Below are 20,661 nucleotides of genomic sequence, written 5' to 3' on the forward strand. Positions count from 1 at the left end.
GCCCGCCGGGGGCGGGCATGATCGACAAGCTGGAAATGCTGATCGCCCTGGCGCGCGAGGAGCATTTCGGGCGTGCCGCAGAAACCCTCGGGATCACCCAGCCGACGCTGTCGGCCGGGATCAAGCAGCTGGAATCGCAGCTCGGGGTGCAGCTGGTGCGGCGCGGATCGCGCTATGGCGGGCTGACCGACGAGGGCGTGCGCACCCTGGAACGGGCCCGCCGGATCGTGGGCGAGGCGCGGGCCCTGCGCGACGAGATGCGCGCCGTGCACCGGGGGCTTTCGGGCACCCTGCGCCTGGCCGTCGTGCCGACCGCGCTGAGCGAGGCCGCCCGCCTGACCGCCACCTTCGGCGCCGCCCATCCCGAGGTGCGGCTGATCGTGCTGTCGCGCTCCTCCACCGAAATCCTCGCCATGATCGAGAACCTGGAGGCCGATGCCGGGGTCACCTACCTCGACAACGAACCCCTGGGCCGGGTCCTTTCGGTCCCGCTCTACCGCGAGGAATATTGCGTGGTCTGCGGCTCCGGCGCGGCGCTGGCGGCGCGTGAGTCGGTGGACTGGGGCGACCTAGGCGGCGTGCCGCTCTGCCTGCTGACCCCCGAGATGCAGAACCGCCGCATCGTGAACCAGAAGCTGATCGAGGCCGGCGTGGCCCCCGAGGCGCGGATCGAATCGAACTCCACCGTGGTGCTGATGAGCCATGTGGAGCGCGGCGGATGGGTCACCGTGCTGCCCCGGCAGCTGGCCGAATTCCTGGCGCGCGGGCGCGGCGTGTCGGTGGTGCCCCTGCGCGACGGCGGCGCACCCCATGCCGTGGGCCTGATAGCACCCTGGCGCGCGCCGCAGACGCCGCTGGTGGAGGCGCTGATCGAGGCCGGGCGGGGCCTGGCGGGCGTCTCGGCACGATAGAGCCTGTCTATCGTCTGACGGAAATGCGATATTGATTTTACGATCAAGCGGCGCGAGAACCACGGCACAGCCAGCCCACCCGCCGGAGCGCGCCATGTCCCCATCCACCCCCCCCTCCGAGGCCGAGATCGACGCCATCGTCGCGGCGCATATGTCGATGGAAGGGCCGATGCTGCCGATCCTGCACGCGCTGCAGGCCGCTTTTGGCCATGTGCCGCAGGCGGCGGTGCCGCGCATCGCTCAGGCGCTGAACCAGACCCGGGCCGAGGTGCACGGCGTCGTCTCCTTCTACCACGATTTCCGCGACGCGCCGGTCACGGGCCGGGTGGTGCGGCTCTGCCGGGCCGAGGCCTGCCAGGCCTCGGGCGGGGCGGCGGTGGCCGAGGCCGTGATGCAGACCTTCGGCATCGGCTGGGGCGAGAGCAAGGGCGGCGTGACGCTGGAGCCGGTCTATTGCCTGGGGCTCTGCGCCTGCGGCCCGGCGGCGCAGGTCGACGGTCGGCTGCACGGCCGCGTCGACGCCGCGCGGATCGAGGCGCTGGTGGCGGAGGGCGCGGCATGAAGGTCTATGTCCCCCGCGATGCCGCCGCCCGTGCGCTTGGCGCCGATGCCGTGGCCGAGGCCGTCCTGCGCGAAGCCGCGGCGCGCGGCCTGACGGTGGACCTGGTGCGCAACGGCTCGCGCGGGATGGTCTGGCTGGAGCCGCTGCTGGAGGTCGAGACCGAGGCGGGCCGCACCGGCTTTGGCCCGGTGAGCGCGGCGGATGTGCCGGGCCTCTTCGACGCGGCGTTCGGGGATCACGCGCTGGCCCTCGGCGATGTCGAGGCGATTCCCTTCTTTGCGAAACAGACCCGCCTGACTTTTGCCCGCTGCGGGCTGATCGACCCCCTGTCGCTGGCGGAGTACGAGGCGCATGGCGGGCTGAGCGGCCTGCGCCGCGCGCTGGAAATGACACCAGAGGCGCTGGTGGCCGAGGTCACCGACAGCGGGCTGCGCGGCCGGGGCGGGGCGGGCTTTCCCACCGGCATCAAGTGGGACACGGTGCGCAAGGCCGAGGCCGACCAGAAATACATCGTCTGCAATGCCGACGAGGGCGACAGCGGCACATTTGCCGACCGGATGATCATGGAGGGCGATCCCTTCTCGCTGGTCGAGGGGATGGCGATCGCCGGGCTGGCCACGGGCAGCACCCGGGGCTTCGTCTACCTGCGCTCGGAATATCCCGATGCCATCGAGGTGATGCAAGAGGCCCTGCGCCGCGCCCGCGCCGCCGGGGTGCTGGGCGCCTCGGTCCTGGGATCGGGGCGCGCCTTCGACATGGAAATCCGTGTCGGCGCGGGGGCCTATGTCTGCGGCGAGGAAACCTCGCTGCTGAACTCGCTCGAAGGCAAGCGCGGCGTGGTCCGGGCCAAGCCGCCGCTGCCGGCGCTGCAGGGCGCCTTCGGCAAGCCGACGGTGGTGAACAACGTGATCTCGCTGGCGACGGTGCCGGTGATCCTGGAAAAGGGCGCGGCGCAGTACCGCGACTTCGGCCTGGGCCGGTCGCGCGGCACGATCCCGGTGCAGATCGCGGGCAATGTGAAACACGGCGGGCTGTTCGAAACCGCCTTCGGCATGAGCCTCGGCACGCTGGTCAACGAAATCGGCGGCGGCACCGCCTCGGGCCGCCCGGTCAAGGCGGTGCAGATCGGCGGGCCGCTCGGGGCCTATTTCCCCGAGACGCTGTTCGACACGCCCTTCGGCTACGAGGAATTCGACGGGCAGGGCGGGCTGATCGGCCATGCCGGCGTGGTGATCTTCGACGACACGGCCGACATGCTGGCGATGGCGCGCTTCGCGATGGAATTCTGCGCGGTGGAAAGCTGCGGCAAATGCACCCCCTGCCGGATCGGCGCCGTGCGCGGGGTCGAGACCATCGACCGGATCGGGCGCGGCGACGCGTCGGCGGTCGAGGTGCTGACGGATCTCTGCGACACGATGAAGGACGGCTCGCTCTGCGCCCTCGGCGGCTTCACCCCCTATCCGGTGATGTCGGCCCTGCGCCACTTCCCCGCCGATTTCCCCGTCGCGAAAGAGGCCGCGGAATGACGCCCGGCGCTTGTCCCCTGCGGGAACATCGCCCCGCCCGCCATCCCGCGCACCGCCCGGGCCCGGCGCGCGGCCCCCTGCTTCATCTCGTCAGAAATACTCCGGGGGAATCGGCCCGCAGGGACGATGGGGGCAGAGCCCCCTCCCGTGTCCATCTGTCCCCCCGCCAGGACCGTTTCACAAGGAGCACCCCGCGATGACCGACAAGGTAAAGGGCCCCGCCTCCTACTTCCCCTCGATCGAGAAGACCTACGGCCAGCCCATCGACCACTGGCTTTCCCTCGTCGCCGCCCGGCCCGGGGAGAAGCACATGGACACCGTCGCCTGGCTCAAGACCGAACACGGGCTGGGCCACGGCCATGCCAATGCAATCGTCGCGCATGTACGCGCCGGGAAAGGCTGAGATCATGAAGGATTTCATCATTCCGCCCAAGGACTGGGACATGGGCACGCCGCTCTCCCGCTCCGGTGTCAGCGTCACCCTGACCGTCGACGGGTTCCCCGTCACGGTGCCCGAGGGCACCAGCGTGATGCGCGCGGCGATGGAGGCCGGGCTGAGGATCCCGAAACTCTGCGCCACCGACAGCGTCGAGGCCTTCGGCTCCTGCCGGCTCTGCGTGGTCGAGATCGAGGGACGGCGCGGCACGCCCGCCTCCTGCACCACGCCGGTGGCCGAGGGGATGGTGGTGCATACCCAGTCCCCCAGGGTGAAGAAGATCCGCCGCGGCGTGATGGAGCTCTATATCTCCGATCACCCGCTGGACTGCCTGACCTGCGCCGCCAACGGCGATTGCGAATTGCAGGACATGGCCGGCATGGTCGGGCTGCGCGACGTGCGCTACACGCCCGGGCAGAACCATTACGCCGCAATCGGCGGCACCCTGGCCCAGGGCGACATCCGTGCCCGCGCACCCGGGGGCGAGGCCAACCCGCGCTACATCCCCAAGGACGAGAGCAACCCCTATTTCACCTACGATCCCGCCAAATGCATCGTCTGCTCGCGCTGCGTGCGGGCCTGCGAAGAGGTGCAGGGCACCTTTGCCCTGACGATCGAGGGGCGCGGGTTCGACAGCCGGGTCAAGGCGGGGATGCCGGGGGATGATTTCATGTCCTCCGACTGCGTGTCCTGCGGGGCCTGCGTGCAGGCCTGCCCGACGGCGACGCTGCAGGAAAAGAGCGTGATCGAGATGGGCACGCCCGACAAGTCGGTGATCACCACCTGCGCCTATTGCGGCGTCGGCTGCTCCTTCAAGGCCGAACTCAACGGCGACGAACTGGTGCGCATGGTGCCCTATCGTCACGGCAAGGCGAACCGGGGCCATTCCTGCGTGAAGGGCCGTTTCGCCTATGGCTATGCCAGCCACAAGGACCGCATCCTGAACCCGATGATCCGCGACCGGATCGACGAGCCCTGGCGCGAGGTGACCTGGGAGGAGGCGCTGAGCTTTGCCGCCACCCGGATGCGCGGGCTGCAGGAGACCCACGGCAAGAAAAGCATCGGGGTGATCACCTCGTCGCGCTGCACCAACGAAGAGACCTACCTGGTGCAGAAACTCGCCCGCGCGGTCTTTGGCAACAACAACACCGACACCTGCGCCCGGGTCTGCCATTCGCCCACCGGCTACGGGCTGGGCCAGACCTTCGGCACCAGCGCGGGGACGCAGGATTTCGACAGTGTCGAGGATAGCGATGTCGTCATCGTCATCGGCGCCAACCCGACCGACGGGCACCCGGTCTTTGCCTCGCGGCTGAAGAAGCGGCTGCGGGCCGGCGCCAAGCTGATCGTGATCGACCCGCGCCGCATCGACCTGGTGCGCTCGGCCCATGTCGAGGCCGCGCATCACCTGCCGCTGCGGCCCGGCACCAATGTCTCGGTCGTGACCTCGATGGCGCATGTGATCGTGACCGAGGGGCTGATGGACGAGGCGTTCATCCGCGAGCGCTGCGACTGGGACGAGTTCAGCGAATATGCCGAATTCGTCAGCGACCCGCGCCACAGCCCCGAGGCGACCGCGCTGCTGACCGGCGTTCCCGCGGCCGAGCTGCGCGCCGCCGCACGGCTGTTTGCCACCGGCGGCAACGGGGCGATCTATTACGGGCTGGGCGTGACGGAGCACAGCCAGGGCTCGACCACCGTGATCGGGATCGCCAACCTGGCCATGCTGACCGGCAATATCGGCCGCCCCGGCGTGGGGGTGAATCCGCTGCGCGGGCAGAACAACGTGCAGGGCTCCTGCGACATGGGCTCCTTCCCGCATGAACTGCCGGGCTATCGCCATGTAAAGGGCCCCGAGGTGCGCGAGATTTTCGAAACCCTCTGGGGCGTCGAGATCGACAGCGAACCGGGCCTGCGCATTCCCAACATGCTGGACGCCGCGGTCGACGGCACCTTCAAGGGGCTTTACTGCCAGGGCGAGGATATCCTGCAGTCCGACCCGGATACCAAACATGTCGCGGCGGGGCTGGCGGCGATGGACTGCGTCATCGTGCATGACCTCTTCCTGAACGAGACGGCGAATTACGCCCATGTCTTCCTGCCGGGCTCGACCTTCCTGGAAAAGGACGGGACCTTCACCAATGCCGAACGCCGGATCAACCGGGTGCGCCGGGTCATGGCCCCGCGCAACGGCTACGAGGACTGGGAGGTGACGCAGCTGCTGGCCAATGCCATGGGCGCGGACTGGCACTACACCCACCCGGCCCAGATCATGGACGAGATCGCGGCGACGACGCCGTCCTTCGCCGGGGTGACTTACGAGGTGCTGGAGGAGAAGGGCTCTGTCCAGTGGCCCTGCAACGAGGCCAACCCCGACGGCACGCCGCTGATGCATGTGGACGGTTTCGTGCGCGGCAAGGGGCGGTTCATCGTGACGGAATACGTGGCGACGGACGAAAAGACCGGCCCGCGCTTTCCGCTGCTGCTGACCACGGGGCGGATCCTGTCGCAGTACAACGTGGGTGCCCAGACCCGGCGGACGGCAAACACCGCCTGGCATCCCGAGGACCTGCTGGAGATCCATCCCCACGATGCCGAGAACCGGGGCCTGAAGGAGGGCGACTGGATCAAGCTCGCCTCGCGCTCGGGCGAAACGACGCTCAGGGCGCATGTGACCGACCGGGTCTCGCCCGGGGTGGTCTACACGACCTTTCACCACCCGGACACGCAGGCCAATGTGATCACCACCGATTTTTCGGACTGGGCGACGAACTGCCCGGAATACAAGGTGACGGCGGTGCAGGTCTCGGCCTCCAACGGGCCGACGGACTGGCAGGAGGACTATGCCGCCCAGGCCGAACAGGCCCGGCGAATCCTGCCCGCGGCGGAATGATGAAGGGGCTGGCCTCCCTGCCGATGACGGCGGTGCATGCGGGCGGGCGGGTGCCCGCGCTGCGGGCGCTGCCCGAGGAGGTGCCGGTCTCTCTCGTCTGTCAGGGATCGTCCCAGGCGGTGATGATGTGCTCGCCCGCGGATCTGGAGGATTTTGCGGTCGGCTTCTGCCTGACCGAGGGGATCGTGCGCGCCGCCGACGAGATCGAGTCGCTGGAGGTCGTGCCGCATGCGCAGGGCATCGAACTCAGGATGTGGTTGCGCGCCGACCGGGCCGAGGCGCTCGGCGCGCGGCGGCGGATGATGGCGGGGCCGGTGGGCTGCGGAATGTGCGGGCTGGATTCGCTGGAACAGGCGATGCGCGACCTGCCGGCGGTGGTCTCGGACCTGCGCTTCGGCGTGGAGGAGATCGCCGGCGCGCCCGAGGCGCTGCGCGCCAGCCAGCCGATGCACGACCGCGCCCGCGCGGTCCATGCGGCGGGGTTCCTGGTGCCGGGGCAGGGCATCGTGCTGGCGCGCGAGGATGTGGGGCGGCACAACGCGCTCGACAAGCTGATCGGGGCGCTGGCGCGGGGCGCGGGCGATCCGGCCTCGGGCGCGGCGGTGCTGACCAGCCGGGTTTCGGTCGAGATGGTGCAGAAATGCGCGATGGCCGGACTCCCGGTGGTGGTCGCGGTTTCCGCTCCGACCGCGCTGGCGGTGCGGATGGCGGGTGAGGCGGGGCTGACGCTGGCCTGTTTCGCGCGCGAAGGCGGGTTCGACCTGTGGTCGGGGCCCGAGAGGATTGCCGGAGGGGCCGATGTCGCCTGAGAAACTGGTCTATATGGCGAACCAGATCGCCACCTTCTTTGCCACCCAGCCCGGGGAGGACCGGGCGGAGCGTGTCGCGGCGCATCTGTCGGATTTCTGGGAGCCCCGGATGCGGGTGCAGCTGCTGGAGATCGTGGCCGCCGGCGGGGCCGGGCTGTCGCCGCTGGCGCTGGAGGCGGCGGGCCGGCTGCCCCAGCCCCCGGACGGGGCGTGATCCAGTTGAGCGCTGCCGCGCATTCCCGGTTCTGACATCTGCGCGGCGACGCCCCGGGGGCTGGTGGCGGGTCCGGTCGATGGGTCGGGAGATTTGCCGAGAAGCGGTTCAGGGGCAGGTCTGCCCTGAACGCGCCCGTGTCGAGTGTTCTGCGAGTCGCGCTCGCGTCAAGGACGGGCCGCGCTGGCGCGCGGTGGCCTGCGGCCATCCTTGACCCGGTCCCGACTCACGGGTGGCGCGTGGCCGTCGTGACCAGCAGGACAAGCCCTGCGGCTGCCATGGCGAGGATGGGCCAGAGCGGTGGATTGGCATTGGCGGCGAGGATCCCGACCAGGGCCCAGCCGAGGCCCGCGGCATAGGCGCGGCCCGAGGCGGTGAAGCGCAGGGTGATCAGCCCGATGCCCAGGGCCAGCAGGATGAATGCGGCGTGGATCGGCACCACCGGCGCGGCGCCGTAGCCGGTGGCCAGGATCGCGCTGGCCACGCAGGAGGCGGCGGTGAGCCAGCCCGCGTAGAGACCGATGGGCCAGGCAAGCCAGGCCCGGTCGCGCAGCGGCGTGCGGATCAGCGCGGCCAGGGCCGTGGCCAGCATCGCCCAGATCAGCACGGTGGCCCAGACCGGCGAGGCCTGTGCCAGCGGCACCCAGGCCGCGCCGAGGGTGAGGCTGGCCAGCAGCGGCCAGCGCGGGCGGTCCCAGTCCGGATCGCGGGCATGGCGCAGCAGGCCGAGGCCGGCGGAGAGGATCAGCCAGGCATAGATCGGCAGCCAGATCGAGAAGGCCCAGCCCGCCGGCTGGATCGGGGGGGCGAACTGCGGCACGGGGAACTGCTCGGGGCTGAAGCCCGCGAAGCCGCCGGTGACAACCGGCGACAGGGCAAAGGCCAGGGCGGCGATGAGGGTGAGCAGGGCTTTGACAGGTTGCATGCCCGGTCAACGCGCGACTGGCGGATCGGGTTCAGGCCCCGCGTGGCCGTGACGCAACGTCCTGGCGGCGTCAGGTGCCGGGGGATGTGCCATCAGCCGGGGCGAAAGGGTGGGCCGCCGGCCTGTGCGCCGACGGCTCCGTGGGTCAGGCGAGCTGACCCTCGGGCGTCAGGGTGGTGCGCCCGCCGAGGTAGGGGTGCAGCGCCGCGGGCAGGGCGACCGAGCCGTCCGCCCGCTGGCCGTTTTCCAGCACCGCGATCAGGGTCCGGCCCACGGCGAGGCCCGAACCGTTGAGCGTGTGCACATATTCCGGCTTGCCGCCGCCTTCGGGGCGGAAGCGGGCGTTCATCCGCCGGGCCTGGAAGTCGCCGCAGACCGAGACCGAGCTGATCTCGCGATAGGTGTTCTGCCCCGGCAGCCAGACCTCGATATCGTAGGTCCGCCGCGCGCCAAAGCCCATGTCGCCGGTGCAGAGCACCACGGTGCGGTAGGGCAGGCCGAGCTTTTCCAGGATCCCCTCGGCGCAGCGGGTCATCCGCTCCTGTTCCTCCAGCGAGGCGTCGGGGCGGGTGATCGAGACCATCTCGACCTTTTCGAACTGGTGCTGGCGCAGCATGCCGGCGGTGTCGCGGCCCGCGCTGCCGGCCTCGGAGCGGAAGCACTGGGTATGGGCCACGTAACGGCGCGGCAGATGGCTTTCGGCGATGATCGTGTCGTTGACGATATTGGTCAGCGTCACCTCGGCGGTCGGCACCAGCCACCAGCCCTCGCGGGTCTGATAGCTGTCTTCGCCGAACTTCGGCAGCTGGCCGGTGCCCAGCATCATCTCCTCGCGCACCAGGACCGGGGTCCAGGTCTCGGTCAGGCCGTTCTCGTCGACATGGGTGTCGACCATCATCTGCGCCAGCGCCCGGTGGATGCGCGCCACCGCGCCCGAGAGCACCACGAAGCGGGAGCCCGACAGCTTGGCCGCGGTTTCGAAATCCATCCCCTGCTGCACCCCGGCGAGCTGGTAATGCTCCACCGGGTCGAAGGCGAAGTTCGGGATGGAGCCGTGGCGGCGCAGCTCGACATTGTCGGCCTCGTCGGCGCCGTCCGGCACCTCGTCCAGCGGCAGGTTCGGGATGCCCAACAGCAGGTCGGTGAGCTGGGCGTCGAGCGCCTTGGCCTCGTCCTGCATCGCGGCGATCTCGGCCTTCTTGTCGGCCACGAGGGCGCGCAGGCGCTCGAACTCGGCCTCGTCGCCGCTGGCCTTGGCGGCCCCGACGGATTTGGAGGCCTTGTTCTGTTCGGCCTGCGCCGTCTCGGCGGCGAGGATGCGGGCGCGCCGGGCCTCGTCGAGGGAGAGGATCTCCGACGACATGGCCGAGGCTCCGCGGCGGGACAGGGCGGCGTCGAAGGCGGCCGGGTTCTCGCGGATCATTCGGATGTCGTGCATGGGTTCTCTCCTTTGGGCACGGATTCGTGGGCGGGTTATGCCGCAAAACGGCGGGATGTGTAACTGGGCAGGTTGGGATGGGGGCCGCACGGTGCGCGGACAGGGCGAGACCCCGGCGCGCGGGCCGGGGCGCGGCGGAACGGGCGAGATGACCTCAGCGGCGTCCGGCGGGGTCGGGGACGTAGCCGATGCGATCCTGGAAGGCGCGCCATTCGGGTTCGAATTCGAACAATTGGAGGGGCTCTGCATCTTTCGGGCGCCAGTCTTCGGGCCAGGGATAGCCCTCGGGCAGGGTCACGTCGCTGTCACCAAAAGTGTCCTTGAAGAGATCCGCGTTGAGCGCGAGCATGGAGAGGTCAACCGCCTTCAGCCCGGCACCTCGGAGAGTAGCCGGATAAAAAGCCGTTGTGTCTGAGAACTGCGCCCCCGTGAGGTCCGCCCCCTGCAACTGCGCCTCCCCGAGGTGCGCCCCCTGCAACTGCGCCTCCCCGAGGTTCGCCCCCTGCAACTGCGCATCACTGAGGACCGCCCCCTGCAACTGCGCCTCCCCGAGGTCCGCCCCCTGCAACTCCGCCCCCCAGAGGTCCGCCCCCTGCAACTGCGCCTCCCTGAGGCGCGCCCCCTGCAACTGCGCCCCCCAGAGGCGCGCCCCCTGCAACTGCGCCTCCCTGAGGCGCGCCCCCTGCAACTGCGCCCCCCAGAGGCTCGCCCCCTGCAACTGCGCCCCCCAGAGGTTCGCCCCTTCGCAGCGCGACGTTGAGACAAGTGCTGTCCGAAGATCGAGGTCGCTCAGGTCCGCTAATTGAAGGTTCGTATCGCGGAGATCGGGTCGATAGTCCTTCCGGCGTGTGCTTGATTGCGCAGCGGCCTCCAGCGCGATCTGCCGCAGGCTGCGCCGCCCGATGACCGTGATCGCGGTCTGAACGTCGATTCTGGGTTTGGCACGCGCCCGCCCCCAGGATGCCAATGCATTCGGCTCGATCATGTCCGGCGAAATCCCTGTCTCTGTCTGTATCCGGTGGGGGATTTCACCTTCGTCGGCGCCGTCACCTTCCAACCGCTTCCAGGCCGCATCCCAGATCATCTTGGGGTTCGGGGGCGCATCCTTTGCCGGCGCATTTTCGCGGATATAGGCGCAGAGGATTTCCATGATCTGCACGTGGTCGCGGTCGCTGTCCTGGGCGATGCGTTCCAGCGCGTAGATGGCGCCGATGCGCACCTCGAGATTCGGCAGGGTTTCCGAAAAGACCTGCCAGTCGCCCCGTTCCGTGACGGTTTCCCCGTTGTCCAGGCCCAGCGTCTGGGTCTGCCATTCGATGCGTGTGTCCGTGGTTGCACCCTGTGTGACGGTTACCGGGCGGCCGATGCGGTCCACCTTCTTTTCGGCGCCAAGGCCCTGCACGGCGGTGTTGATCCGCTCGGTGATCAGCCCTTCCTCGGCCGCGCGGGTCTGGCGTTCGGTGGTCGTCACCCGGATCAGGGCCATCGGAATGCCCAGTAGCCCGGCCAGCGCGGTCAGCAGGCCGACCAGTGCCAGCACGTGCCAGCGCAGGTCATCCGCGCCGCCGCTTCCCTCCAGCCTCAGCGCGCCCCACAGGACCGAGACGCCGGGCGCGCCCTCGTCGCTGTGGGGAAAGGCCCAGACCAGGCGCCAGAGGGCATAGAGGACGAAGGCGATCAGCGCGGCCCAGATCGGGGTCAGGGCGCTGGCAAAGGCCGCGAGCGCCTTGATCGACCAGTCCCGGGGAAGGCGGTAGCTGTTGGATCGCTGGAGCAGGATCCACCAGACGAGGACGGACAGGGCGATCACCGACCCCGCGAAGACCAAGGTCCAGAATGCCGCCTCGGACAGCGGCACTGTCAGCGTCATGTTCCCGTTCATGGCACCGTTGACCCCCATCCCTGACGCCGCCCCGCGTCAGCCTACCCAGCCCCGCCGGTTTCGCAAAGGAAAACCCGCAGCCGCCCGGCCCGCGTCGCACCGTCGCAGAAGGCCCTTTGACCCGGGTCCGGCACCCCTTTCCCGCCTTGCAATTCCGCCATGCCGACCATAGGTTCCGCCCACATTCGCGGGGGGCCCCCGCAGCAACCAAGGAGACCCCCCCAATGGATGGGAGCGCCATCGCCCAGTTCGTCCCCCTGATCCTGATCTTCGCGATCATGTACTTCCTGCTGATCCGCCCTCAGCAGAAGAAGGTGAAGGAGCACCAGGCGCTGGTGAATGCCGTCCGCCGCGGGGACATGGTTGTCACCCAGGGGGGCATCATCGGCAAGATCGCGAAGGTCAAGGACGACAACGAGGTCGAGGTCGAGGTCGCCGAGGGCGTCAAGATCCGCGTCGTGAAATCCACCATCGCGCAGGTTCTCAGCAAGACCGAGCCGGCCAATTCCTGACCCCGGGAGGGCCGCCTGAATGCTTCAGATCGATCTGTGGAAGCGCATCCTGATCTGGCTCGTCGTCGCGGCGGGCCTGCTTCTGGCTCTGCCGAACGCCTTTTATTCCCGGGTCGAGGGGCATAACGATGCGATCGCCTCGGGGGTCGAGGACAGCACCTGGCCCTCGTACCTGCCCACGGGGCTGGTGAACCTGGGGCTGGACCTGCGCGGCGGGGCGCACCTGCTGGCCGAGGTCCGGGTGGCCGATGTCTACGAGTCGCGGATGAAGGGCATGTGGCCCGAGATCCGCAACCGCCTGCGCGACGCGCGCGAGCAGGTCGGCACCATCCGCCTGGTCGAGGGCAAGCCCGACGAGCTGCGCGTGCGCATCGGCGATGCCGACGGCATGGCCCGCGCGGTGCAGCTGGTGCGCGATCTGGCGCGGCCGGTGACGACGCTGACCGGGGCCGGGGCCAGCGATATCGAGGTGCGCGCCGAGGGCGACATTCTGGTCGTGACCCTGTCGGAGGCCGAACGCGCCGCGACCGACGACCGCACCGTGCGCCAGTCGCTCGAAATCATCCGCCGCCGGATCGACGAGGTCGGCACCCGCGAACCGACGATCCAGCGCCAGGGCGCGGACCGGATCCTGATCCAGGTGCCCGGCATCGGATCGGCCAGCGAACTGAAACAGATCATCGGCACCACGGCGCAGCTGACCTTCCAGCCGGTGGTGAGCCGCACGGCCAGCGCCGATGCCAGTGCCGGCCCGGGGCAGGAGGTCCTGCCCTCGCTGGACGAGGAAGGGGTGTTCTACATCCTCGAGGACACGCCCGTCGTGACCGGCGAGGAGCTGGTGGATGCGCAGCCCTCCTTCGATCAGAACGGCCGCCCGGCGGTGACCTTCCGGTTCAACCCGACGGGGGCGCGCAAGTTCGGCGATTACACGGCGGCCAATATCGGCAACCCCTTCGCCATCGTGCTGGATGACGAGGTGATCTCGGCCCCGGTGATCCAGAGCCATATCGCCGGCGGATCGGGCATCATCACCGGGAATTTCTCGGTCGAGGAAAGCACCAACCTGGCCGTCCTGCTGCGCGCGGGCGCGCTGCCGGCGGGGCTGGATTTCCTGGAAGAGCGGACCATCGGCCCGGAACTGGGCGCCGACAGCATCGCGGCGGGCAAGCTGGCCTGCATCGTGGCCTTCGCCGGCGTGCTGATCTTCATGGTGGCGTCCTACGGGCTGTTCGGCATCTTCGCGAATCTCGCGCTGCTGGCCAACGTGGGGCTGATTTTTGGCCTGCTGTCGATGATCGGGGCCACGCTGACCCTGCCGGGCATCGCGGGCATCGTGCTGACCATCGGCATGGCGGTGGACGCCAACGTGCTGGTGTTCGAACGCATCCGCGAGGAACTGAAGACGGCGCGCGGGCCCGCACGGGCCATCGAGCTGGGCTATGACCGGGCGCTCAGCGCCATTGTCGACGCCAATATCACCACCTTCATGATCGCGGTGATCCTCTTCGCCCTGGGCTCCGGCCCGGTACGGGGGTTCTCGGTCACGCTGGGCATCGGCATTGTCACCTCGGTCTTCACGGCGATCTGGGTCACCCGGCTGTTGATCGTCATGTGGTTCGAACGTCGCCGTCCCAAAACGATCGAGGTGTGAGATGCGGCTGAGACTGGTCCCCGACGAAACCCACATCGACTTCTTCAAGTACCGCTACGCCACCTTCGGCGTCTCGGTCGTGGCGATGATCGCATCCCTCATCCTGTGGCTCACGGTCGGGCTGAACTTCGGCATCGACTTCCGCGGCGGCACGACTCTGCGCACCGAAAGCAGCGTGGCGGTGGATGTGGGCGCCTATCGCGACGCGATGCAGCCGCTGAACCTTGGCGATGTCTCGATCTCCGAAGTGTTCGACCCCTCGTTCGGCCCCGACAAGCATGTGGCCATGATCCGGGTTCAGGCGCAGGACGGCCAGGAAAGCGTGGCCACCGACACCGTCAACCGGATCGAGGCCGCGCTGCAGCAGGTCGACAGCACGATCAGGTTCACCTCGGTCGAATCCGTGGGGCCCAAGGTCTCGGGAGAGCTGATCCAGACCGCCTTCATCGCCGTGGGCGTCTCGCTGGCGGCGATCCTGTTCTACATCTGGCTGCGGTTCGAATGGCAGTTCTCGGTCGGCGCCGTGGCGGCGCTGTTCCATGACGTGCTGCTGACGGTGGGCATCTTCTCGCTCCTGCAGATCCGGTTCGACCTGGCGACCATCGCGGCGCTGCTGACGATCATCGGCTATTCGATCAACGACACGGTGGTGATCTTTGACCGGCTCAGGGAAAACCTGCGCAAATACAAGACCATGCCGCTGCAGGACGTGATGAACCTCTCGGTCAACGAGACGCTGAGCCGGACGCTGATGACATCGGGCACCACGCTGATGGCGCTGATTGCGCTGCTGGTGCTGGGCGGCGACGTGATCCGCGGCTTCGTCTTCGCGATCACCTGGGGCGTCGTGGTCGGGACCTATTCCTCGGTCTATGTGGCCAAGAACATCGTGCTCTGGCTGGGGGTGAAGCGGGACTGGACCAAGCCCGACGCCAACAAGGGCAACCAGTTCGCCAATATCGATGCCTGAGGGGCTGGCCGCGGCGTTTGCCACGCCGGGGCTGCCGTTTCTCGCGCTGGCGGTGCTGGTGGCCGGGCTGGTGCGCGGCTTCTCCGGCTTTGGCGCGGCGCTGATCATGATGCCGGTGGCCGCCGCCATCATGCCGCTGCCGGTGGCCATCGTGATGATGGCGGTTGTCGGCGTGCTCAGCTGGCCGGTCCTGCTGCCCCGCGCGCTGCGCGAGGCCGACCGCTCCGAGGCCGCGATCCTCGGCCTTGCCGCCCTTGTCACCGCGCCTCTGGGCACCTGGGTGCTGACCGCCGTGCCGCAGGAGGTGCTGCGCTGGACCCTCGCCACCATCGCCTCGGCCACGCTGCTGGCCCTGCTGTCGGGCCTGCGCTACCGGGGCCGCGTGTCCCGGCCCGGGGTCGCCGCCGTGGGCGGGGCGGTCGGGCTGATGGGCGGGGCGACGGGGCTTTCGGGTCCTCCGGCGGTGCTGTTCTACCTGGCGGGCCAGGCGCGGGCCCCGGCGATCCGGGCCAATGTGATCGTCGCCTTCGCGATTTTCGAGATCGGGGTCATTGCCAGCCTGTTTGCCCGTGATCTGGTCACGATGCGGGCGATCTGGCTTGGCCTCGCCATGGCGCTGCCCTACCTTCTGGGTTCGACGGTCGGGCAGATGCTGTTCCGGCCCGAGCGCGAGCGGGAATTCCGCCTCGCGGCCTATGTCACCATCGCGCTGGCGATCCTGTCGAGCCTTCCGGTCTTCGACTGATCCCGCGCCAGAGGGGAGGGACCCCATGCGCCTGACCGAGATCGACTATGCCAACGCCCGACCGGTCGAGGGCTACGGCCCCGGCTTCTTCCGCATCGGCGGAGAGGTGCATTCCGGCCCGATCCTCGTCACCGCGACCGAGGTCGATCCCTGGGCGGGCCTCACCGACCCCGCCCCCCTGCTGGATCTGCGCGGCCATGTCGATGTGATCTTCATCGGCACCGGGGCGGATATCGCCCCCGTGCCCGCCGCCCTGCGCGCCCCGCTCGAGGAGGCCGGTATCGGGGTTGAACCGATGGCCAGCCCGACCGCCTGCCGCACCTTCAACGTCCTGCTGTCGGAGGGCCGGCGCGTCGCGGCCGCCCTGATCCCGGTGTGACGATCCGTCTTCATCTCGTCCAAAATACTCCCGCCGGAGGCTTTGCCGGCCGCAGGCCGGCCACTTTCGCGCGCCACGGCTGAGGTGGCGCTGCCTGGCGGCGTCGCGCAGGGGGTCGGGGCGGAATTCCACCCGCAAGGGGTGGCCTTCCGCCCCGAAGCCTCCGGCGGGGATATTTATGGCCAGAGGAAGCGGGGGAACGGGTCTTTCCTGGCGGGGCGGTTCCCGCTATCCCGGCAGGATGGACCTGGTCGTCGAGGATCTCGCGATTGCGCGCGGGGGCATTCCGGTGCTCGAAGGGCTGAGCTTTGCGCTTGGCCCCGGCGAGGCGCTTGTGCTGCGCGGGCCGAACGGGATCGGCAAGACGACCCTGCTCAGAACCCTTGCCGGGCTGCAGCCGCCGCTGGCCGGGCGGGTCTCGCTGGATCGCGAGCGCATGGCCTATGCCGCCCATGCCGACGGGCTGAAGGCCACTCTGAGCGTGACCGAGAACCTGGCCTTCTGGGCGCGGCTGCACGGGCTGCGCGACATCGCCCCGGCGCTCGCGGCCTTTGCGCTCGACCCGCTGGCGGAGCGCGCGGCCGGGCAGCTTTCGGCCGGGCAGAAGCGCCGGCTGGGGCTGGCGCGGCTGATGGTCACCGGGCGGCCGGTCTGGGTGCTGGACGAACCGACGGTCTCGCTGGACCGCGAGGCCGTCGCGATGTTCGCCGAGGCCGTGCGTGCGCATCTGGCCGGGGGCGGGCTGGCGCTGATGGCGACGCATATCGACCTGGGGATCGAGGCGCGGGTGCTGGAGCTGGCCCCGTTCCGGGCCGTGCCACGCGCCGCGCGGGACGGTTTCGACGAGGCGTTCCTGTGAGGGGGGGCGGTTCTTGTGACATGATGCCTGCCTCCGGGCCCGGGCAGGGCCAAGGTCTCCGCCGGGAGTCCTGGGCCTGTGCCGGTCCCGAGGCGGGGCGGTTCCTCCGGCCTGCGGCCGCGCTGCCCGCTGCCGGGCAGGCGAGGGAGAGTATGGCCAGCGCCGGGCGGTATCGCGGGTGGATCGTCCACCACGTGGCTTTGCGGCGCGCGCGTCGGTGGACCTTCCCGCATGTTGCACCGGCCGGGCCTTTGCAGGGGCCCGCGCCAGCGTGCCACAAGATATTGCCGACGGTGCCACGGGGCCGTTCACTGCCCAGGCAGGCGCACACACACGGGCGCTGCAGAGCCTTGCCGATGCCGCGGCAGGGCCGTTTGATACGCCCGTTCGCGCCTGCGCAGGCGCGCCGCGGGACCCGGCCGACACCGCTCCGGGGCCATGCGCTCCCCCCGCAGGGGCCCGCGCCGGAGTGCCGCCCGTGAGCGCCCTGCTGCTCCGCGACCTGCGCCTGGCCTTCCGCGCCGGCGGCGGCTTTGGCCTGGGCCTCGCGTTCTTCCTGATCGTCACCGTGCTGGTCCCCTTTGCCGTCGGCCCGGAGACCGCGCTGCTCTCGCGGATTGCGCCGGGCATCCTCTGGCTCGGGGCGCTGCTGGCCTGCCTGCTGTCGCTCGACCGCATCCTGGCGCTGGATTTCGAGGACGGCTCGCTGGACCTGATCGCCACCGCCCCCCTGCCGCTGGAGGCGGTTGCCGTCGTCAAGGCGCTGGCCCATTGGCTGACCACCGGCCTGCCGCTGGTGCTGGCCGCCCCGGTGCTGGGCCTGCTGATGTCGCTGCCGGGCCCGGGTTACCTGTGGCTGACGCTGAGCCTCGCCCTCGGCACCCCGGCGCTGAGTGTGATCGGCACCTTCGGCGCGGCCCTGACCGTGGGGATCAAACGCGGCGGGCTGCTGCTGTCGCTGCTGGTGCTGCCGCTCTATGTCCCGACGCTGATCTTCGGGGCCGAGGTCGCGCGGCGCGGGGCTCAGGGGCTGGACCCGCAGGCGCCGCTGCTGCTGCTGGCGGGCATCACCTGCGGCACCATCGCGCTATTGCCCTTTGCCTCGGCTGCGGTACTCAGGGTCAACCTGCGGTGATGTGACTGGCAGGTGACCGGGGACTGCGGTAAGGGAGCGCCATGGGCTCGATCTGGGAATATGCCAATCCGCGCAAGTTCATGGCGACCACCGACGTGGTCCTGCCGTGGGTTGCCGCACTGGCCGGCATCGCGCTGGTGGTCGGGCTGGCCTGGGGCTTCTTCCTGACGCCGGACGACTACCGCCAGGGCTCGACCGTCAAGATCATCTACCTGCATGTGCCCTCGGCCCTGATGGCGATCAACACCTGGCTGATGATGCTGGTGGCCTCGCTGATCTGGCTGGTCCGCCGCCACCATGTCAGCGCCCTGGCCGCCCGGGCGGCGGCGCCGGTGGGCGCGGTGATGACGCTGATCGCGCTGGTCACCGGGGCGATCTGGGGGCAGCCGATGTGGGGCACCTGGTGGGCCTGGGATCCGCGGCTGACCTCCTTCCTGATCCTGTTCCTGTTCTACCTCGGCTATATCGCGCTCTGGGCGGCGATCGACAATGACGATGCCGCGGCCGATCTGACTTCGGTCCTGTGCATCGTCGGTTCGGTCTTTGCGATCCTCAGCCGCTATGCGGTGAACTTCTGGAACCAGGGGCTGCATCAGGGCGCCTCGCTCAGCCTCGACAAGGAGGAGAACGTGGCCGATGTCTTCTACCAGCCGCTGCTGGTCTGCATCGCCGGGTTCGTCCTGCTGTTCCTGGCGCTGGTGCTGCTGCGCACGCGCACCGAAATCCGTGCCCGCCGGATGCGGGCCCTGCTGGCACGGGAGCGCATGGGATGATGCCTGAACTCGGGAAATACGCGGGCGCCGTGCTCAGCGCCTACGGGGCCTCGCTGGCACTGCTGGCGGCGCTGGTGGTGGCAAGCCTCTGGCGCGCGCGCCGGGTGAAACGGGCGCTGGACCGGGTGGAGGCGCGGCGCGATGGCACGGCCTAGCCTTCTGATGCTCGCCCCGCCGGTGCTCTTCGCCGGGCTGGCCGCGATGTTCTTCATCGGCATGCAGCGCGAGAACCCGGACGAACTGCCCTCAGCCCTGGCGGGCCGGGCAGCGCCGGCGGTGGCGGTCACGCCCCTGGGCGATCTGCCCGGCTTCGACGACGCGGTGCTGAGGGACGGCACGGTCAAGCTGGTCAACTTCTGGGCCAGCTGGTGCGCGCCCTGCCGGGTCGAACATCCGCATCTCGAGGATCTGAGCGACGGGGGCCTCACGATCTACGGCGTGAACTACAAGGACGACCCGGCCAAGGCCCTCGGCTTCCTTCAGGAGCTCGGCAATCCCTATGCCGCCGCGGGCCAGGACCGCGAGGGGCGCATGGCGCTCGACTGGGGCGTCTACGGCGTGCCGGAAACCTATGTGATCGACGGCGACGGCACCGTGCTGCTGCGCGTCGCCGGCCCGATCACGCAAAGGGTGCTCGACAGCACGATCCTGCCCGCCCTGGCCAAAGCCGCCCGCTGACCCCGCCCGCCGGGGCCGTGCGCGGTTCCCCGGCTTCCTCTGGCCCGAAATATCCCGGGGGAGTCCGCGCGCAGCGCGGGCGGGGGCAGCGCCCCCTCCCACCTCCGCACTTTGCACTTCCCCTGGCCAACGGGGCCGACGTCTCACCAGGCGGCCGCGTCCCGCGTCGGGGGAACTGCGGACAATGGTAAGACTGGCCCCCCTCCCACCTCCGCACTTTGCACTTTCCCCGGAAAACCGGGGCGATGCCTCACCAGGCCGCCGCGTCCCGCGTCGGGGGCACTGCGAACAACGGTCAGACTGCGGACACGCACCACCTGCCACCGGACCGGCGCCGGAGACCTGATCTCGCCCCGGCGGATTTCGTCCCTTGCCGCGAGGGGCGTGCACGCCGCGATCGCAACGCTGGAAGCGGCACAACCGCCCCGGCCCATATCCCCAGCGTGTCCGGCGGCGCAGGCCACTGCCCTCAGCCCGCGACCGGCACCGGGATCACGTCGACCGCCTGGCTGCTTTCCTGCGCGCCGAAGGTGCGCAACACACCGCGGTCCGGGGACAGGTCGGAATAGTCCCGCCCGTGGGCCACCACGATGTGATCCGTGCCCACCAGCAGGTCGTTGGTCGGGTCGAATTCCACCCAGCCGGTTTCGATCCCCACCCAGGCGCGGACCCAGGCGTGCATCGCATCCGCCCCGGCCAGCCGTTCCTTGCCCGGCGGCGGAATGGTGCGCAGGAAGCCCGAGACATATCCCGCCGGGATGCCGATCCCGCGCAGGCAGGCGATCATCACATGGGTGAAGTCCTGGCAGACCCCGTGGCGGTGGCGAAAGGCCTCGGCCGGAGGCGTGTTCACATCGGTTGCCTTGGCGTCAAAGGTCATCTCGCCGTAAAGCGCCCGGCCCAGGGTGATCACCGCCTGCAGCGCGGTGATGCCGGGCCAGAGCAGGTCACGGGCGAATTGCGTCATCTCGGGCGCGGGCGCCACCCGGGGCGAGGCGGCGCGGAAATGGTGCGGCGACTGCGGGCCCAGGTCAGTGACCCCATTCAGCTCGCGCGCCAAGCCGGGCAGGTCGGGCGCCAGGTCCAGGGTCGAGGGCGCGGCAAAGCTCTGCACCCGGGCCTGCAGGTGCAGGACAAGGTCGTCCAGCGGTTTGCGCCAGGCAAATTCCGTCACCGGGTTGCCGAAGAAATCCGTGCGGTCCAGCCGCTCGTCGGGCAGGGGCGTGGCGCTGATCATGCCGGTGATCAGGCTTTGCCGCCCCGGCACCGTCAGCGGCATCAGGTGGACATGGGTGCGCGCGCCCTCGGCCGGGGTGGCGTAGCCATGCTCGATCGTCAGTTCGACATCGTAGAGCATCTTGTT

21 protein-coding genes are annotated in these 20,661 nt (G+C 69.6%); 17 read left to right on the top strand and 4 right to left on the bottom strand.

Annotated features, from left to right (window positions below):
* The first annotated feature begins 17 nt into the window (after nucleotides 1-17).
* From GLS40_RS10925 to GLS40_RS10955, 7 genes are all read left to right on the top strand, one after another.
* Nucleotides 18-911 carry a LysR family transcriptional regulator gene (locus tag GLS40_RS10925; RefSeq protein ID WP_160382756.1) on the top strand — a complete coding sequence of 298 codons (894 nt, stop codon included), beginning with the start codon at nucleotides 18-20 and terminating at the stop codon, nucleotides 909-911.
* Between the two features lie 94 nt (nucleotides 912-1,005).
* Complete coding sequence (locus GLS40_RS10930) at nucleotides 1,006-1,473, top strand: formate dehydrogenase subunit gamma (protein ID WP_160382757.1); 468 nt, start codon at nucleotides 1,006-1,008, stop codon at nucleotides 1,471-1,473.
* Entirely contained in the window at nucleotides 1,470-2,999 is a 1,530-nt protein-coding gene (locus GLS40_RS10935; RefSeq protein WP_160382758.1) for a formate dehydrogenase beta subunit, read from the top strand. The genes GLS40_RS10930 and GLS40_RS10935 overlap by 4 nt, the downstream gene beginning before the upstream one ends.
* 196 nt (nucleotides 3,000-3,195) lie before the next feature.
* Nucleotides 3,196-3,402: a DUF4287 domain-containing protein gene (locus GLS40_RS10940; RefSeq protein ID WP_160382759.1), complete on the top strand. Its 207-nt coding sequence runs from the start codon at nucleotides 3,196-3,198 to the stop codon at nucleotides 3,400-3,402.
* 4 nt (nucleotides 3,403-3,406) lie between these two features.
* Nucleotides 3,407-6,328, top strand: coding sequence for a formate dehydrogenase subunit alpha (gene fdhF, locus GLS40_RS10945; protein ID WP_160382760.1), 2,922 nt, complete (start codon nucleotides 3,407-3,409; stop codon nucleotides 6,326-6,328).
* Entirely contained in the window at nucleotides 6,328-7,137 is an 810-nt protein-coding gene (gene fdhD, locus GLS40_RS10950) for a formate dehydrogenase accessory sulfurtransferase FdhD (RefSeq protein ID WP_160382761.1), read from the top strand. The genes fdhF and fdhD overlap by 1 nt, the downstream gene beginning before the upstream one ends.
* Nucleotides 7,127-7,351, top strand: coding sequence for a formate dehydrogenase subunit delta (locus GLS40_RS10955; protein WP_160382762.1), 225 nt, complete (start codon nucleotides 7,127-7,129; stop codon nucleotides 7,349-7,351). The genes fdhD and GLS40_RS10955 overlap by 11 nt, the downstream gene beginning before the upstream one ends.
* A 226-nt stretch (nucleotides 7,352-7,577) precedes the next feature.
* On the opposite strand, the gene GLS40_RS10960 is transcribed toward GLS40_RS10955, so the two are convergent.
* The 3 genes from GLS40_RS10960 to GLS40_RS10970 all read right to left on the bottom strand — a co-directional run bounded on the left by GLS40_RS10960 (nucleotide 7,578) and on the right by GLS40_RS10970 (nucleotide 11,584).
* Nucleotides 7,578-8,276, bottom strand: coding sequence for a tryptophan-rich sensory protein (locus GLS40_RS10960; RefSeq protein WP_160382763.1), 699 nt, complete (start codon nucleotides 8,274-8,276; stop codon nucleotides 7,578-7,580).
* A 145-nt stretch (nucleotides 8,277-8,421) separates the two neighbouring features.
* Nucleotides 8,422-9,714, bottom strand: a complete 1,293-nt coding sequence (serS, locus tag GLS40_RS10965; RefSeq protein ID WP_160382764.1) for a serine--tRNA ligase — start codon at nucleotides 9,712-9,714, stop codon at nucleotides 8,422-8,424.
* A 154-nt stretch (nucleotides 9,715-9,868) separates the two neighbouring features.
* Nucleotides 9,869-11,584 (bottom strand): pentapeptide repeat-containing protein, encoded by a 1,716-nt coding sequence (locus tag GLS40_RS10970; protein WP_160382765.1) that lies wholly within the window; start codon nucleotides 11,582-11,584, stop codon nucleotides 9,869-9,871.
* Nucleotides 11,585-11,820: 236 nt separating this feature from the next.
* On the opposite strand from GLS40_RS10970, the gene yajC reads away from it, so the two are divergent.
* The 10 genes from yajC (at nucleotide 11,821) to GLS40_RS11020 (ending at nucleotide 19,298) form a co-directional block, all read left to right on the top strand.
* The gene (gene yajC, locus GLS40_RS10975; RefSeq protein WP_160382766.1) at nucleotides 11,821-12,108 is read left to right on the top strand and encodes a preprotein translocase subunit YajC; all 288 of its coding nucleotides are present in this window, start codon (nucleotides 11,821-11,823) and stop codon (nucleotides 12,106-12,108) included.
* A 19-nt stretch (nucleotides 12,109-12,127) separates the two neighbouring features.
* Complete coding sequence (secD, locus tag GLS40_RS10980; protein WP_160382767.1) at nucleotides 12,128-13,759, top strand: protein translocase subunit SecD; 1,632 nt, start codon at nucleotides 12,128-12,130, stop codon at nucleotides 13,757-13,759.
* Nucleotide 13,760: 1 nt separating this feature from the next.
* Entirely contained in the window at nucleotides 13,761-14,729 is a 969-nt protein-coding gene (secF, locus tag GLS40_RS10985; RefSeq protein WP_160382768.1) for a protein translocase subunit SecF, read from the top strand.
* Nucleotides 14,722-15,474 carry a sulfite exporter TauE/SafE family protein gene (locus GLS40_RS10990; RefSeq protein ID WP_160382769.1) on the top strand — a complete coding sequence of 251 codons (753 nt, stop codon included), beginning with the start codon at nucleotides 14,722-14,724 and terminating at the stop codon, nucleotides 15,472-15,474. The genes secF and GLS40_RS10990 overlap by 8 nt, the downstream gene beginning before the upstream one ends.
* 25 nt (nucleotides 15,475-15,499) lie before the next feature.
* On the top strand, nucleotides 15,500-15,853 hold the full coding sequence (locus GLS40_RS10995; RefSeq protein WP_160382770.1) for an Mth938-like domain-containing protein: 354 nt from the start codon (nucleotides 15,500-15,502) through the stop codon (nucleotides 15,851-15,853).
* A 241-nt stretch (nucleotides 15,854-16,094) separates the two neighbouring features.
* Entirely contained in the window at nucleotides 16,095-16,712 is a 618-nt protein-coding gene (gene ccmA / locus GLS40_RS11000) for a heme ABC exporter ATP-binding protein CcmA (protein ID WP_160382864.1), read from the top strand.
* 478 nt (nucleotides 16,713-17,190) lie between these two features.
* The gene (gene ccmB, locus GLS40_RS11005) at nucleotides 17,191-17,847 is read left to right on the top strand and encodes a heme exporter protein CcmB (protein WP_160382771.1); all 657 of its coding nucleotides are present in this window, start codon (nucleotides 17,191-17,193) and stop codon (nucleotides 17,845-17,847) included.
* Between the two features lie 41 nt (nucleotides 17,848-17,888).
* Nucleotides 17,889-18,620, top strand: a complete 732-nt coding sequence (ccmC, locus tag GLS40_RS11010; protein ID WP_160382772.1) for a heme ABC transporter permease CcmC — start codon at nucleotides 17,889-17,891, stop codon at nucleotides 18,618-18,620.
* The gene (gene ccmD / locus GLS40_RS11015; RefSeq protein WP_160382773.1) at nucleotides 18,617-18,775 is read left to right on the top strand and encodes a heme exporter protein CcmD; all 159 of its coding nucleotides are present in this window, start codon (nucleotides 18,617-18,619) and stop codon (nucleotides 18,773-18,775) included. The genes ccmC and ccmD overlap by 4 nt, the downstream gene beginning before the upstream one ends.
* 7 nt (nucleotides 18,776-18,782) lie before the next feature.
* Entirely contained in the window at nucleotides 18,783-19,298 is a 516-nt protein-coding gene (locus GLS40_RS11020) for a DsbE family thiol:disulfide interchange protein (RefSeq protein ID WP_160382865.1), read from the top strand.
* Between the two features lie 469 nt (nucleotides 19,299-19,767).
* On the opposite strand, the gene GLS40_RS11025 is transcribed toward GLS40_RS11020, so the two are convergent.
* Nucleotides 19,768-20,655 carry a transglutaminase family protein gene (locus GLS40_RS11025; protein WP_160382774.1) on the bottom strand — a complete coding sequence of 296 codons (888 nt, stop codon included), beginning with the start codon at nucleotides 20,653-20,655 and terminating at the stop codon, nucleotides 19,768-19,770.
* Nucleotides 20,656-20,661 lie beyond the last annotated feature (6 nt).

The organism is Pseudooceanicola pacificus (assembly GCF_009789075.1).
GTDB lineage: Bacteria > Pseudomonadota > Alphaproteobacteria > Rhodobacterales > Rhodobacteraceae > Pseudooceanicola > Pseudooceanicola pacificus.